General features: G+C 59.6%; 12 protein-coding genes. 9 read left to right on the plus strand and 3 right to left on the minus strand.

Translation table 11 applies throughout. The features are described from left to right. Nucleotides 1–2: 2 nt before the first annotated feature. Both B5G40_RS01295 and B5G40_RS01300 read right to left on the minus strand, forming a co-directional pair. The gene (locus B5G40_RS01295) at nt 3–860 is read right to left on the minus strand and encodes an NAD(P)/FAD-dependent oxidoreductase (RefSeq protein WP_087398504.1); all 858 of its coding nucleotides are present in this window, start codon (nt 858–860) and stop codon (nt 3–5) included. Then, nucleotides 842–1,156, minus strand: coding sequence for an ArsR/SmtB family transcription factor (locus tag B5G40_RS01300; protein ID WP_087188541.1), 315 nt, complete (start codon nt 1,154–1,156; stop codon nt 842–844). The genes B5G40_RS01295 and B5G40_RS01300 overlap by 19 nt, the downstream gene beginning before the upstream one ends. Nucleotides 1,157–1,311: 155 nt before the next feature. On the opposite strand from B5G40_RS01300, the gene B5G40_RS01305 reads away from it, so the two are divergent. The 9 genes from B5G40_RS01305 (at nt 1,312) to B5G40_RS01345 (ending at nt 13,908) form a co-directional block, all read left to right on the plus strand. After that, a complete protein-coding gene (locus B5G40_RS01305) occupies nt 1,312–1,575 on the plus strand; it encodes a metal-sensing transcriptional repressor (RefSeq protein ID WP_087188540.1) in 264 nt (87 codons plus the stop codon). A 20-nt stretch (nt 1,576–1,595) separates the two neighbouring features. Further along, nucleotides 1,596–4,115, plus strand: a complete 2,520-nt coding sequence (locus B5G40_RS01310) for a heavy metal translocating P-type ATPase (RefSeq protein WP_087398505.1) — start codon at nt 1,596–1,598, stop codon at nt 4,113–4,115. Nucleotides 4,116–4,340: 225 nt separating this feature from the next. Continuing rightward, on the plus strand, nt 4,341–5,576 hold the full coding sequence (locus B5G40_RS01315; RefSeq protein WP_087398506.1) for a BMP family lipoprotein: 1,236 nt from the start codon (nt 4,341–4,343) through the stop codon (nt 5,574–5,576). A gap of 166 nt (nt 5,577–5,742) precedes the next feature. After that, nucleotides 5,743–7,284 carry an ABC transporter ATP-binding protein gene (locus B5G40_RS01320; RefSeq protein WP_087328448.1) on the plus strand — a complete coding sequence of 514 codons (1,542 nt, stop codon included), beginning with the start codon at nt 5,743–5,745 and terminating at the stop codon, nt 7,282–7,284. Beyond that, entirely contained in the window at nt 7,281–8,582 is a 1,302-nt protein-coding gene (locus tag B5G40_RS01325; RefSeq protein WP_087188536.1) for an ABC transporter permease, read from the plus strand. The genes B5G40_RS01320 and B5G40_RS01325 overlap by 4 nt, the downstream gene beginning before the upstream one ends. After that, the gene (locus tag B5G40_RS01330) at nt 8,579–9,610 is read left to right on the plus strand and encodes an ABC transporter permease (RefSeq protein WP_087188535.1); all 1,032 of its coding nucleotides are present in this window, start codon (nt 8,579–8,581) and stop codon (nt 9,608–9,610) included. Before B5G40_RS01325 ends, B5G40_RS01330 begins: the two co-directional genes overlap by 4 nt. Nucleotides 9,611–9,688: 78 nt before the next feature. Continuing rightward, a complete protein-coding gene (locus tag B5G40_RS01335) occupies nt 9,689–10,138 on the plus strand; it encodes a helix-turn-helix domain-containing protein (protein ID WP_242959110.1) in 450 nt (149 codons plus the stop codon). Nucleotides 10,139–10,219: 81 nt separating this feature from the next. Then, nucleotides 10,220–11,509 (plus strand): glutamine-hydrolyzing GMP synthase, encoded by a 1,290-nt coding sequence (gene guaA, locus B5G40_RS01340; RefSeq protein ID WP_087328453.1) that lies wholly within the window; start codon nt 10,220–10,222, stop codon nt 11,507–11,509. Nucleotides 11,510–11,727: 218 nt separating this feature from the next. Continuing rightward, nucleotides 11,728–13,908, plus strand: a complete 2,181-nt coding sequence (locus B5G40_RS01345; RefSeq protein ID WP_087398508.1) for an alpha-galactosidase — start codon at nt 11,728–11,730, stop codon at nt 13,906–13,908. 45 nt (nt 13,909–13,953) lie between these two features. Here B5G40_RS01345 and B5G40_RS01350 read toward each other — a convergent pair whose 3' ends face one another. Next, the gene (locus tag B5G40_RS01350; protein WP_087398509.1) at nt 13,954–15,651 is read right to left on the minus strand and encodes a glycoside hydrolase family 13 protein; all 1,698 of its coding nucleotides are present in this window, start codon (nt 15,649–15,651) and stop codon (nt 13,954–13,956) included. Nucleotides 15,652–15,657 lie beyond the last annotated feature (6 nt).

The raw sequence follows: 15,657 nt of genomic DNA on the forward strand, positions 1-15,657 counted from the left end.
AATCAATTTGAATTGCTCATGTGGTCTACGTATTCCGCAGCCCGCAGGCCGGCCACCAGGCCTTCCCCCACGGCTTTGGATACCTGGAGCGGGAGACCGGTACAGTCGCCGGCGGCAAAGACGCCGGGGACATTGGTAGCCATGTTCCGGTCTACCTGGATATATCCGCCCTCCAGTGCCAGGCCGGGGAGCAGATCAGCGGGAGCCACCGAGGGGCGGAGGATGAACACACCCTCACAGGGAATGGTGGTGCTGCCGGCCCGAATGGATTCCACCTTGCTGCTGCCGGTAATCTCCACCTTGGGGGCCTTCACATAGGGAATGTCGGGCCGCAGGCCGTCGGGGGCCTTGTCGCTGACGTAGGTGACCTTGCATCCCAGCTCCTGAAGATAGTTGGCCTCCTGAGGCGCGTCGGCGGCTTTGCCCACCACAACGACTTCCTTGCCCCGGTAGAGCATTCCGTCACAGGTGGCGCAGTAGCTGACGCCCCGGCCCAGATACTCTGCCTCGCCGGGATACTTGTTGGCCCACACCACGCCGGTAGCCAGAATGATGGCCCGGGCCTGTTCCATCTCAGAACCGATGCTGAGATAGAATGTGTCGCCCATGGGCATGATATTCAGAACACGGCCCTCTTTTCGTTCGGCTCCCATTTCACGAGCGTGGGCGTGGAACCGATCCAGCAGTTCCTGTCCGCTGGCTTGGGGAAAGCCCAGGTAGTTTTCGATGCGTGGAGTTTTATAGAGGGGATTATCCCGGTCGTCACCGCCCACCACCAGCACCGATTTATTTCGAACCCGTGCCTGGACGGCGGACGACAGGCCGGCAGGGCCGCTGCCGATTACTGCGATGTCGTACAATGGTATTCCTCCTCACACTCTCCGAACAGAGCGGCAATCACAGCCGCTGTCTGAGGATCGGAGACCTCGTAATAGACCTCGTTGCCTGACCGGGCCGCCTTTACAATACCGGCGGCCTTCAGGCGCATCAGGTGCTGGGAGATGCAGGACTGGGACTGGCCGGTGTTGGCTTCCATGCAGCCCACGTTGCGGCAGCCGCAGTGGAGCAGGCCCCGGACGATCCGCAGTCGGACGGGATGGGACAGGGCCTTCAGCAGCTCCGCCTTCTCCAGATAGATGGAATCCGTACCTTCCATGGGATCACCTCCCTGTCTTGATCTGTATATTATTATATTCAAATATTCTAATATGTCAACCCCTTTTTTCCTGCTTTTTTTCCGGGACTTTTCGACAGGGGAGGTTGACACGACTAACTGATGATGCTATACTACACCCCAGGGGGGTGTCTGATATGATGGCAGACCAGAAAACAGTCCTCCGGCTGCTGCGTACCGCCCGGGGACAGATTGACGGAATTATAAAAATGGTGGAAGAGAATCGATATTGTATCGATATCTCCCAGCAGCTTATGGCTACGGAAGCTATTTTGAACCGTACCAATAAAGAGATCCTGGCAGCCCATCTCAAGCACTGCGTTCAGGAGGCGGAAACGCCGGAGGAACGCAGCCAGAAGGTGGATGAGTTTATCGGCACGCTGGGCAAGATTTTAAAGTAGAAAGACGATATGGTGAGACCATGAAGCAAAAGTTCGATGTACAAGGCATGACCTGCGCGGCGTGTTCGGCTCATGTGGAAAAGGCCGTGTGCAAAGTGGCCGGCGTGGACGGGGTCAATGTGAATCTGCTGGGCAACTCCATGGTGGTGGACTACGACGAGGGTGCCACCGACGCCGGGCAGATCATCCACGCGGTGGAGGAGGCGGGCTACGGAGCCTCCCTCCCGGCAGTCAAAGGAGTGACAGCCCAGCCTAAGCAGGTCAATAGGATGGAGGAAGAGGCCGCCGGTATGAAGCGACGGTTTTTGACCTCCCTCATTTTCCTGGTGCCTCTCTTCTATATCGCCATGGGCCACATGATGGGCTGGCCTCTGCCCGCCTTTTTCCACGATCCGGGCAACGTGTTTGTGGTGGCTCTGATTCAGTTCCTGCTTACCCTGCCCATTATGTATATCAACGACAAATACTATAAGGTGGGCTTTAAAACGTTGTGGCACCGCTCACCAAACATGGATTCCCTCATCGCCCTGGGATCGGCCGCTGCTGTGATCTACGGTGTGGCCGCCCTGTTCCAGATCGCTTGGGGCCTGGGCCACGGAGATCAGGCCCGGGTGGACAAGTGGTCCATGGATCTGTACTTTGAGTCAGCCGGTATGATCCTTACCCTCATTACCCTGGGCAAGTGGCTGGAGACCCGGTCCAAAGGCAAGACCAGTCAGGCCATTACCCGGCTGATGGATCTGGCCCCTAAAACTGCCGCGGTTCTGCGGAATGGGGCAGAGGTGGAGATCCCGGTGGAAGAGGTAACGATGGGCGACCTGGTGGTGGTGCGTCCCGGCGGCCGCATCCCGGTAGACGGGATCGTGGTGGAAGGGAACTCCTCGGTGGACGAGTCCGCCCTCACCGGCGAGTCCCTGCCGGTGGAGAAAGGGGTCGGCGACCAGGTAGCCGCCGCTACCATCAATAAATCCGGTTACTTTGTCTTCCGGGCCACCCGGGTAGGGGAGGACACCACCCTGGCCCAGATGATCAAATTGGTGGAGGAGGCCTCTGCCTCCAAGGCACCCATTGCCAAACTGGCCGACAAGGTGGCCGGGGTCTTTGTGCCGGTGGTAATCGGCATTGCTCTGGTGACGGCGGTGGTGTGGTTTGTCCTCACCCAGTCCATCGAGTCTGCCCTCACCGCCGGAGTGGCGGTGCTGGTGATCTCCTGCCCCTGCGCCCTGGGCCTGGCTACTCCGGTGGCCATTATGGTGGGTACCGGCAAGGGCGCGGAAAACGGCATCCTCATTAAATCCGCCGAGGCGTTGGAAACCCTCCACACGGTCCGTACCGTGGTGGTGGATAAGACGGGCACCCTGACCCAGGGCAAACCCGCGGTCACCGACTGCATCCCGGCGGAGGGGGTGACGGCGGAGGAACTTTTGTGCGTGGCAGCCTCCCTGGAGAAACCCTCTGAGCACCCGCTGGCGGAAGCCATCCTGACCGAGGCGGAGGAGCGGAACATTCCTCTGGCTCCCATCCAGGACTTTCAGGCCCTGTCCGGACGGGGGGTCCGGGGCACGCTCCACGGTGTTCCCGTGCTGGCGGGCAACCGGGCCATGCTGGAGGAGGCGGGCATTTCTCTGGAAAGCTTTGGAGACAGGGGAGAGGCTCTGGCCCAAAACGGCAAGACCCCGCTGTACTTTGCCGAGCATGGTAAGATATTGGGTGTGGTGGCGGTGGCCGATCCCCCCAAGCCCACCAGCGCCGCAGCCGTCCGAGGCTTCCGGGAGCTGGGCATCGACGTGGTTATGCTTACCGGCGACAACCGGCGTACCGCTGAGGCGGTAGGCCGGGAGCTGGGGGTAACCCAGGTCATTGCCGAGGTTCTGCCCCAGGATAAGGAGAAGGTCGTGGCCGATCTCCAGGCCCAGGGGAAGCGGGTGGCCATGATCGGCGACGGTATCAACGACGCCCCCGCGCTGGCCCGGGCCGATGTGGGCATGGCCATCGGGGCGGGCACCGACGTGGCCATCGAGTCGGCCGACGTGGTGCTGATGAAAAGCGACCTGCTGGACGCGGTCACCGCCGTGCGCCTGTCCAAAAAGGTAATCCGCAATATCAAGGAGAACCTGTTCTGGGCCTTCATCTACAATATTATCGGTATCCCGCTGGCCGCCGGGGTATGGTTCCCCATCACCGGCTGGCAACTCTCTCCCATGTTCGGCGCCGCTGCTATGAGCCTCAGCTCGATGTGTGTGGTGTCCAACGCCCTGCGTCTGAAGTTTTTCCGGCCCCTCCATCAGGAGGTGCCGGCGGAGCAAATCGAAACACAGAAAGGAACGAGTACCATGACTAAGACTATGACCATCAACGGAATGATGTGCGCCCACTGCCAGGCCCATGTGGAGAAGGCGCTCAATGCCATCGACGGTGTGACCGCCACTGTGGATCTGGCCGCCAAGTCCGCCACCGTTACCCTGAGTAAGGATGTAGCGGACGAGATATTGAAGAATGCTGTTACAGAAGCGGGCTACGAAGTGGTCTCCATTCAGTGACAAATTGTGGCAAAGGAGCGGCGGAAGGCCGCTCCTTTGCCATTTTTGCTGGAAGGGGCAGGAAAACAGCGTTGAGAATTTGTAAAAATTGAATGGTTTGTGTAAATTGTAGGTTGCCCTTTTTTCGGGAACAGAGTATAATAAGACCAAGCTCAGGGAGGAGAAACAACGCCGTTGCAGACCGACCTGGGCGATTTGTGTGATATGAAAGGAAGGTAGATCACATTGAAGAAGTCTAAGAAGCTCCTTGCGCTGCTGCTCTCTCTTGCCATGATCGCTGGCCTGGCAGCCTGTGGCGGTGGTGGCGGTACCACCGAGACCCCCAGCGGCAACAGTGAGACTCCCGGCAACGTGGAGACCACTCCCGGCAACACCGAGACCCCCGGCGGCGAGGCTGCCACCGATCCCGACTCCATCCCCGACACCATGACCTCTGAGGACGGCAAGTATCAGGTGGCTTTCGTCACTGACGTGGGCCAGCTGAAGGACAAGTCCTTCAACCAGGGCACCTTCGACGGCGTGAAGCTGTATGCCGCCGCCAACGGCCTGTCCTACAAGTACTATCAGCCCGCCAACGCCAACGAGGCTACCGACGATGACCGCTACGACGCCATGAAGGCTGCCGTGGACGGCGGCGCCGAAGTGGTCGTGTGCGCCGGCTTCCTGCAGGAGGCCGCCCTGCGCAAGGCCGCCATTGACTTCCCCGAAGTTCCCTTCGTGTTCATCGACGGCTATCCTCTGACCGAGGATCCCGAGAATCCCGACAGCCCCATCCTGACCAACGTGGCCGCTATTGCCTTTAAGGAAGAGCAGGCTGGTTACCTGGCCGGCTACGCCGCTGTGAAGGACGGCTTCACCAAGCTGGGCTTCTCCGGCGGCGGCGGCGGCACCAACCCTGCCTGCTGCCGTTTCGGCTACGGCTATGTCCAGGGCGCCAATGACGCCGCCAAGGAACTGGGCACCACTGTTGAGATGAACTACTCCTGGCAGTACGGCGCTACCTTCTCCGGCTCCACCGAGCTGCAGACCATGATCAGCGGCTGGTATGCCAACGGTACTGAGATTGTCTTTGCCTGCGGCGGCTCCATGTTCCAGTCCATCGCCGCTGCCGCCTCCGCTAATGACAAGTACGTCATCGGCGTGGACGTGGATCAGTCCGGCGAGTCTGATTACGTTGTTACCTCCGCCATGAAGGGCCTGTCCGACGCTGTGCAGTGGGCCGTGGGCCACGTCTATGACGGCACCTTCAGCGAGATCGGCGGCGTTGCCACTTCTCTGGGCGTGGAGAACAACTCTGTGGCTCTGCCCACCGCTGACAGCTCCTGGCGGTTCGAGACCTTCACCGTTGAGGAGTACGAGGCTCTGTATCAGCAGATGCTGGACGGCTCTCTGGTTGTGGACGCCGACTATGAGAAGCTGGAGTCCACCGATTGGAGCAACCTGACTCTGAACGTCATCTGATTATCAGTCCATCCGGAGGGCGCCCTGCGGAATTCCGCAGGGCGCTCTTTCTTTTTCCGCAGAAGGAGACTCAGAAATTGGAGAATAGAACAAATTTCTTGAGTTTCTCCTACCGATATTGTATAATAAAAACAACCAACTCACGGAGGAGGGCGGGATAAGGATTATGGAGACTGAGAACATCATTGAGATGCTCCACATTACCAAGGAATTTCCTGGTATCATCGCCAACGACGACATCACCCTCCAGCTGCGCAGAGGAGAGATCCATGCGCTGCTGGGCGAAAACGGCGCGGGAAAATCGACTCTGATGAGCGTGCTTTTCGGCCTGTATCAGCCGGAGGCAGGCGAGATCCGCAAAAATGGCGAGAAAGTAAAGATCAATAACCCCAACGACGCTACGGCGTTGGGCATCGGCATGGTGCACCAGCACTTCAAGCTGATCGACGTATTTACGGTGCTGGACAATATCATTCTGGGCGCGGAGACCACCAAACTGGGCTTCCTGCAGAAGAAAGAGGCCCGGAAAAAGGTGGAGGAGATCTCCAAGAAATACGGCCTGAGCGTGGATCTGGACGCCAAGGTGGAGGATATCACGGTCGGTATGCAGCAGCGGGTAGAGATTCTGAAAATGCTCTACCGGGACAATGAGATCCTCATTTTTGACGAGCCTACCGCCGTGCTGACTCCCCAGGAGATCGACGAGCTGATGGCCACCATGCGTGAGTTTGCCAAGGAGGGGAAGAGCATCCTCTTCATCTCCCACAAGCTGAACGAGATCATGGCGGTGGCCGATCGGGTCACCGTACTGCGCAAGGGCAAATATGTGGGCACGGTGGATACCAAAGACACCGACAAGCAGTCCCTGTCCAATATGATGGTGGGCCGGCCGGTTCAGCTTCAGGTGGAAAAGACGCCTGCCACGCCCGGCGAGGTGGTGCTTTCTGTCGAAGGGATGACAGTGCCCTCTCATACCCATAAGCGCAATGCGGTCAATGACGTATCTTTCCAGGTCCGCAAGGGTGAAATCGTATGTATTGCGGGCATCGACGGCAACGGCCAGAGCGAACTGGTATACGGTCTTGCCGGTTTGGAGAAGTGCAGCGGCGGTTCCATCCAGCTGTGCGGAAAGGAAATCAGTCACTGCTCCATTCATCAGCGTGGGGAGAACATGAGCCACATTCCTGAGGACCGGCATAAGCACGGCCTGGTGCTGGACTTTACCCTGGAGCAGAACATGGTACTCCAGCGGTTCCGGGAGCCCAGATTCCAGCACCTGGGATTTATCAAGAGAGGCGAGGTACGCAAGTATGCCGAGGCCCTGATTGAGCAGTATGATGTGCGTTCTGGCCAGGGACCGGTGACCATTGCCCGGTCTATGTCGGGCGGTAACCAGCAGAAGGCCATCATTGCCCGGGAAGTGGATCGGGACAAGCCCCTGCTGATTGCGGTGCAGCCCACCCGCGGCCTGGACGTGGGCGCCATCGAGTATATCCACAAGCAGCTGGTGGCTGAGCGGGACAAGGGCCGTGCTGTGTTGTTGGTCTCCCTGGAGCTGGACGAGGTTATGAGTCTTTCCGACCGCATCCTGGTTATGTACGAGGGTGAGATCGTGGGTGAGCTTGACCCGAAGACCACCACCGTTCAGGAGCTGGGCCTCTATATGGCCGGCGCCAAGCGGACAGAGAAGGAGGGGAAAGGCGCGTGAAAGAGAGAGGTTCCACCTTACTACAAAAAGAGGGTACCAAATCGGTGCTGGCTTCGCTGATCGCCATCCTCATCGGCCTGGCAGTGGGCGCCATCATCATCCTGATCGTCGGTATCTTCAACCCCAGCTTGGGGATTAAGGGTGCGCTGGAGGGCGTTCAGCTGGTATTCGGCGGCCTGTTCAGCACCGGACGCAGCGCGGCTGGTGCCCTTACGTTCGGATTTAACTCCACCAACATGGGCAATATGCTCTTCCGGGCTACGCCTCTGATCCTCACCGGTCTCTCGGTGGCAGTGGCCTTCAAGACCGGCCTGTTCAACATCGGTGCACCCGGTCAGTATCTGATGGGTACGGCGGCCACTTTGATCCTGGCCCTGTCCATCCCCACCAGCGTGGTGCCTGCTCCCCTGGTGTGGGTGATCGCTTTTGTGGGCGGCTGCCTGGCTGGCGCCATCTGGGGTTGTATCCCCGGCCTGGTCAAGGCCTTCCTCAACATCAACGAGGTGCTGGCCTGTATCATGACCAACTGGATCGCCGCCAACCTGGTAACCTGGCTGTTTGACAACGGCAGTCTGTTTGCCAACCTCCAGAACCATGTGGAGAACACCAAGACGGCCTATATCTATAAGACTTCGTTTAACGGTGTGCAGACGGCCAAGCTGGGGCTGGACAAGATCTTCCCCGGCTCCCAGGTCAACGGCGGCATTGTGGTGGCGATCATCATTGCCATCCTGATCTTTATCCTTATGACCAAGACCACCCTGGGCTACCAGCTGAAGGCCTGCGGCGCCAACCGCCATGCCGCCCGGTATGCGGGTATTGCGGACAAGCGCAATATCGTGCTGTCTATGGCCATTGCCGGCGCCCTGTCCGGTGCTGCTGCCTCCCTGTACTACCTGTCCGGCAACACTGAGTTCTACTGGACCTCGGCTTACCAGACGCTGCCCGCCACCGGCTTTAACGGTATCCCCGTGGCCCTGCTGGCGGCCAGCCATCCCATCGGCGTCATTTTTGCCGGCTGCTTCATGTCCATGCTGGATATTGTGGGCCTGCAGCTGACCAACCTGACCGCCTACAACGAATATATTACCGACGTAATCATTGCCATCATCGTTTACCTCAGCGCTTTCTCTCTGGTGATCCGGATGCTCATCAGCGGCCATAAGAAGCGTAAGAATGCCAAGGTGCAGACGGTGGCCGCAACCACAGAGCCGCTTCCGGCGGATACACCGCCAGATACGCCGCCGGACACGCCCCCGGACAGCGCCGCTGTGGAGGAAGGAGGCGGTGAAGCATGACGTTCCTCATTCAGCAGACTTTGATCTATGCCGTGCCTCTGATGATCGTGGCACTGGCCGGCGTGTTCGCCGAGCGCAGCGGTATCATCAACCTGGCCCTTGAAGGTATTATGATCTTCGGTGCCTTTGCTGGCGTACTGTTTGTGCGGCTGATGCAGCAAGCTGGCTTCTATGTAGATGCCAAGGCTGCCGGTGACTGGGTAGCCCTCCAGGGCTTTATGATCCTGGCTATGGTAGTTGCCGCGGTGCTGGGCGCCATTTTCTCCCTGCTGCTCTCCTTCGCATCTGTGAATCTGAAGGCAGACCAGACCATCGGCGGTACCGCTCTGAACCTGCTGGCTCCCGCCCTGGTGCTCTTCTTCATCCGCATCGTGGCCAACCAGAACACCCTGCAGATGGCGGAGGGCGACGCGGCCAGCTACTTCATGATCAAAAAGAGCTTCTTTGGATACGGACGCAGCGAGGAGATGGGCTTCTTCGGCTCCACCTTCATTGATAAGACCTATCTGGCCACTTATATCTGCATCATCCTGTTTGTCATCCTGTCCATTCTGCTCTACAAGACCCGCTTTGGTCTGCGGCTGCGCTCCTGCGGTGAAAATCCCCAGGCTGCCGACTCTCTGGGCATCAATGTGTACAAGATGCGCTATGCCGGTACCACCATCTCCGGTGCCCTGGCCGGTATGGGCGGCTTTGTGTACGCCCTTACCACCGCCAACTGTGCCTCCACCGGCGAGGTGGCAGGCTTCGGCTTCCTGGCCCTGGCGGTTATGATCTTCGGTAACTGGAAGCCCCTGAATATCGCTGGTGCAGCCCTGCTGTTCGGCTTGTTCAAATGTATCGCCGCCTCTTACACCAGCATCGATATCAACGGTGACGGTGTGTTTATGCTGGCGGAGATCGGTGTCAGCCCCCATTTGTACCGGATGCTGCCCTACCTGATCACCCTGATCGTACTGGCCTTTACTTCCAAGAAGTCCAGAGCGCCCAAGGCAGAGGGTATTCCCTACGACAAGGGACAGCGGTAAATCACACACAGACGAAAGGGGCCATCCGGCCCCTTTCGTTTTGCATATTGGAAAAAGGAGAGATAAAACATGGTTACGATGGCACAACGGATTGAGGCCCTGCGGGACGAGGCGGGCCTGTCCCGCCCCGCCCTGGCGTCAGCCTTGGGTTTTCCCAAAAACGCCATTGAAAAGTTTGAGACTGGCCGTGCCACCCCCACCAAAGACCAGCAGGAGAAGATGGCGGCCTATTTTGACGTGTCGCTGTTCTACCTGCGGGGGGAGAGCGGGGACCGCACTCGCCAGGAGGACTGGATGAGCGGCGGCCTGACCGCCGCGGAGGAGGAGCCGGTATATCGCCCCGCGCCGGTCAAGCGGCCCAAGGCGGAGTCGGCATCCAGCGGCGGCGCTACCATGCTGGATGCCATCTTCTCCAGCAAACAGGCCAAGGATCAGTTCAAGGCCATGGTGCTGGAGGTTCTTCGGTCTCCGGAGGGACAGGAGGTCATTGCCCAGGCGGTGTGGAAGGAACTGGCCAAACGCCGCTGACAGGTTTTCACAGGCTGGAGAATGTGATATAATGTCAAAAAGCGCCGCCGCCGGCCGCGCATAGAACAGGGAGGTACTGCAATGAAGCAGGACATGATTCTGATCCTGGACCTTGGCAGCAAGGAGAACGCCAAAATTGCCCGTGAGGTTCGGGCGCTGGGTGTTTACAGTGAGATTCATCCCCATGACATTACCCTGGCAGAGGTTCAAGCTTTGCCCAATGTGAAGGGCATCATTCTCAACGGCGGTCCCAACCGGGTGGTGGACGGCGTGGAGATTGACGTTTCCAAGGAGATTTATAACTGTGAGCTGCCGGTATTGATGGTCGACCACAAGGGGGATGCCCCCTGGCCTGAGGATGACGAGGCCCGGAAACAGGCCCTGTCCAACTTCGTCTTCGGCGTGTGTGGTGCCGAGGCCAACTGGAATATGGATAACTTCATTGCCGACCAGATCGAGCTGATCCGTCGACAGGTGGGGGATAAAAAGGTTTTGCTGGCCTTGTCCGGCGGCGTGGACTCCTCGGTGGTGGCCGCCCTGCTTATCAAGGCCATCGGCAAGCAGCTCACCTGCGTTCACGTCAACCACGGCCTGCTCCGCAAGGGCGAGCCGGAGCAGGTGATCCAAGTATTCCGCCATGAGATGGATGCCAACCTGATCTATGTGGACGCAGTGGACCGGTTCCTGGACAAGCTGGCCGGTGTGGCTGATCCGGAGCAGAAGCGTAAGATCATCGGCGGTGAGTTTATCCGGGTGTTTGAGGAAGAGGCCCGGAAGCTGGAAGGCATCTCCTTCCTGGGCCAGGGCACCATCTATCCCGATATCATTGAGTCGGGTACCAAGACGGTGAAGGCGGTGAAGAGCCATCACAACGTGGGCGGCCTGCCGGAGGACCTGGACTTTGAACTGGTGGAGCCCCTGAAGATGCTCTTCAAGGACGAGGTGCGTGCCTGCGGCAAGGCCCTGGGCCTGCCTGACAACATGGTCTACCGCCAGCCCTTCCCCGGCCCCGGCCTTGGGGTGCGGTGCCTGGGCGCCATTACCCGTGACCGTCTGGAGGCGGTGCGGGAGTCGGACGCAATCCTGCGGGAGGAGTTTGCCAAAAACGGTCTGGAGGGCAAGGTTTGGCAGTATTTTACCGCTATTCCCGATATCAAGAGCGTGGGCGTCCGGGATGGCAAGCGGGCTGATGAGTGGCCGGTTATCATCCGTGCGGTGAATACGGTGGATGCTATGACCGCCACGGTGGAGGATGTGCCTTTTGCCCTGCTGCAGCACATCACCCACCGGATCACCCATGAGGTGCCGGGCGTCAACCGGGTGCTCTATGATCTGACGCCGAAGCCCACGGGAACCATTGAATGGGAGTGAGCCAACAAAGCCGGCAAAGCATTGCGTCGCAATGCTTTGCCGGCTTTTATAATGCGATATGGAGGTAAGGTGGAAATCTGGCAGAAGAATCCGACAAAGCAGATGAAACGCAGCCTGCAATGTGATATAATATGGTCCGTTAAGCAGGGGCAATATAGGGACCGCTGTTTCCCTGATTTTTGCCATGCTCTACTCTTTCTGTTAAAGGATGAAACCGTATGATTCAATATGATCCTCAACGCCGTACCATCACGCTGCACACCCGCAGCACCAGCTATCAGATGAAGATCGATGCCACCGGCGTGCTGCTTCACACCTATTATGGTGAGAAATTGCGAAAGGGAGATCTTTCCCGGCTGATTTGCCCCGAGGACCGGGGCTTCTCTCCCAACCCGGACGAGGTAGGGATGGATCGTACCTGGTCCCTGGATACTCAGCCCCAGGAGTATTCTTCCAGCGGTGTGGGTGACTTCCGGCAGCCTGCCCTGGAGGCCGACCTAGCGGATGGCAGCCACATTGTGGATCTGCGCTACGTCAGCCACACGGTTTCCGACGGCAAGTATGCGCTGGAGGGTTTGCCCGCCTTCTATGATGAGGGCGTGACTGCCCAGACGCTGACCGTAGAACTCCAGGACAAGTGCAGCGGCCTGACGGTGGAGCTGCTGTATGGCGTTCTGGAGGAGTACGATATGATCACCCGGGCCGTCCGGGTGCGCAATAACGGGGCCGCCCCCATCCGGCTGACCCGGGTAACCTCCGCCTGCCTGGATTTCCCCGTTGGCAATCACGATTTCATTACCCTGGGCGGTGCCTATGCCCGGGAGCGCGAGCCGGTACGGACTGCCCTGACCCAGGGTGTCCACACCGCGGGCAGCGTCCGTGGTTCCTCCAGCCACCAGCAGAACCCCTTCCTGGTACTGTGCGATCCGGATACCACCGAGGATACCGGCCGCTGCTGGGCCATGGCTCTGGTGTACTCCGGCAACTTCCTGGCCTCGGTGGAGCACACCCAGTTCCATGAGACCCGGATGACCATGGGGATCCATCCGTTCCACTTCTGCTGGCAGCTGGCGCCCGGCGAGACCTTCACCGCGCCGGAGGCCGCTATGGTGTTCACCCGGCAGGGTCTGGGCCATATGAGCCGCCTGTTCCACCGGGCCATCCGCCTCAATCTGTGCAGGGGCCCCTGGAAGGACGCCCGCCGTCCCATCCTCATCAACAACTGGGAGGCCACCCTCTTCGATTTTGACGCCGACAAGATCTATTCCATTGCCCAGGCTGCCAGCAAGGTAGGCGTGGAAATGATGGTCATGGACGATGGCTGGTTCGGCCAGCGCAACGACGATTTCGGCGGACTGGGGGACTGGAACGTCAACCAGGAGAAGCTGCCCGGCGGACTGGCCCCTCTGGCAGAGCGCATCAAGGGCCTGGGTATGAAGTTCGGCATCTGGGTGGAGCCGGAGATGGTCAATGAGAATTCCGACCTCTATCGGGCCCACCCTGACTGGGCCTTCCAGGCCCCCGGCCGTCCTGCCACCCGGGGCCGGTACCAGCTGGTGCTGGACCTCACCCGTGCCGAGGTGCGGCAGTATATTCTGGACAATCTGCGGACCATGCTCAAGAGCGCTGACATCTCCTATGTCAAGTGGGACATGAACCGCAGCCTCACCGATGTGTGGAGCGCTGGTCTGCCCGCTGAGCGCCAGGGCGAGGTGTACCACCGCTTTGTGCTGGGCGTATATGAGATCCTGGAAGCCCTCCATCAGGAGTTCCCCAATCTGCTCATTGAGGGTTGCTCCGGCGGTGGCGGCCGGTTCGACTGCGGGATGCTCTACTATACCCCCCAGATCTGGTGCTCCGACAACACCGACGCCATGGACCGGCTGCGTATCCAGTACGGTACCTCCTACTGCTACCCCTGCTGTACCATGGGTGCCCATGTGTCCGCTGTGCCCAACGGCCTGACCCACCGGTCCACTCCCCTCCATACCCGGGGGGTGGTGGCCGCTGCCGGTACCTTTGGCTATGAGCTGGACCTGAATGAGCTGTCTCAGGAGGAGCTGGAGGAGGTGGCGGCCCAGATTGCCGCATTCCGGTCCTACTGGGATGTGGTGATGCGGGGAGACTACTACCGCCTCACCGACCCCTTCCAGCATGAGTGCTTCTGTGCCTGGATGCACGTCTCCCCCGACCGGGAGCGGGCCGTGGTCAGTGTGGTCCAGACTCAGCGCCACGCCAATCCGGTGCGGCCCCTGCTGCGTATGAAGGGATTGGACCCGAACAAGGACTATCTGGTGGATGGCAAGGTGTACGGAGGCGACGAACTGATGTATGCCGGGCTGGCCCTCCCGTTCCTGGACGAGTGCCAGGCGGTACAGTATCAGATCAAACAGGTGTAAAAAAGAGGATCTGCTGCATAACGCAGCAGATCCTCTTTTTATATGTTACTCCAGAACCCAGGCGGCAGCCTGCCAGGGCCGGAACTCCAGCGCGCCGGGAACGGCGGCGGGGGCCTCCGCCCAGTTGGCGACGAGCAGACGGCTCTTCCGGTCCGCCAGCTCCTCCGGCAGGGCGAAGGCTGCCGGCTGGCCGGACAGGTTGCATACGGTGAGCAGGGTCTTGCCCTCCAGGGTGCGCAGGTAGGCAAACAGCTGGGGATGGTCCGGCAGGATCAGCTGGTAGCTGCCGTACACGATGAGCTCGCTGTCCGGGGAATTGCGGCGCAAGGCAATGAGCTTCTGGTAATAGTGGAACACAGAGTCCGCCCGATCCAGCTGTTCCTTGGCATTGATCTCTCGGTAGTTGGGATTGACCATGATCCAGGGCTCGCCGGTGGTAAATCCAGCGTTGGGGGAGTCGTCCCACTGGAAGGGGGTACGGGCGTTGTCCCGGCTCTTGTAGGCGATGGCCTCCAACAGATCCTCCGGCTGGAAGACGCCCCGGGCGGTGAGATCATGGTAGGCGTTGATGGACTCCAGGTCCCGGTAGTTCTCAATGGGCCCAAAGGGCACGTTGGTCATGCCCAGCTCCTCCCCCTGATAGACGTAGGGGGTGCCCTGCATCAGGTGGAGGCAGGTGGCGATGCACTTGGCGGATAGTTCCCGATACCGGGGGGAGTCGTCTCCCAGCCGGGAGACGATGCGGGGCTGATCGTGATTGCAGAAGTAGAGGCTGTTCCAGGCCACGTCCTCCAGCTCGTTCTGCCACCGGGACAGCAGCTTCTTGAGGGCTACCAGATCGATCTTTCGGGTACTCCATTTGCCGGTGACCGCGTCGCCGCCGTCCAGGTCCACGTGCTCGAACTGGAATACCATGTTCAGCTCGGTGCCCTGGGCGTTGGCGTACTGCTTGGCCTGGTCGATGGTCACACCAGCGCACTCGCCCACGGTGAGCAGGTCATACTTGGAGAGTACCTTCCGGCGCATCTCCTGCAAATACTCGTGGACGTGGGGGCCGTTGCAGCAGCCCAGATTGCAGGAGGCATAGAGGGCGCCGCCGGTGGGCATATCGGGCAGACCCTCCCGCTTGGAGATCATGGAGATCACGTCCATGCGGAAGCCGTCGATGCCCTTGTCGCACCACCAGGTCATCATGTCAAAGACGGCGTTACGCACCGCCGGATTATCCCAGTTCAGGTCGGGCTGCTTGGGGGAGAAGCAGTGGAGGTAGTACATATCGGTGGCGTCATCATAGGTCCAGGCGGAGCCGGAGAAGGCAGAGCCCCAGTTGTTGGGCTCTTTACCCTCCTTACCCTCCCGCCAGATGTAGAAATCCCGCTTGGCATTGTCGCGGGACTGGCGGCTCTCCGCAAACCAGGCGTGCTCGTCGGAGGTGTGGTTGACCACCAGATCCATTACGATCTTGATGCCCCGAGCGTGGGCCTCGGCCAGCAGGCGGTCAAAGTCGGCCATGGTGCCGAACTCCTCCATAATGGCCTGATAGTCGCTGATGTCGTAGCCATTGTCGTCGTTGGGAGAACGGTAGACGGGGGAGAGCCAGATCACATTGGCTCCCAGCTCCTTGATGTAGTCCAGCTTGCTGGTGATGCCGGGCAGGTCGCCGATGCCGTCGCCGTTGGAGTCACAGAAGCTGCGGGGATAGATTTGATAGATAACGCTCTCTTTCCACCATGCTTTGTTCATGACCAA

Origin of the sequence: Flavonifractor sp. An9 (assembly GCF_002161245.1) — a bacterium.
In the GTDB taxonomy this organism is placed as follows: domain Bacteria; phylum Bacillota; class Clostridia; order Oscillospirales; family Oscillospiraceae; genus Flavonifractor; species Flavonifractor avicola.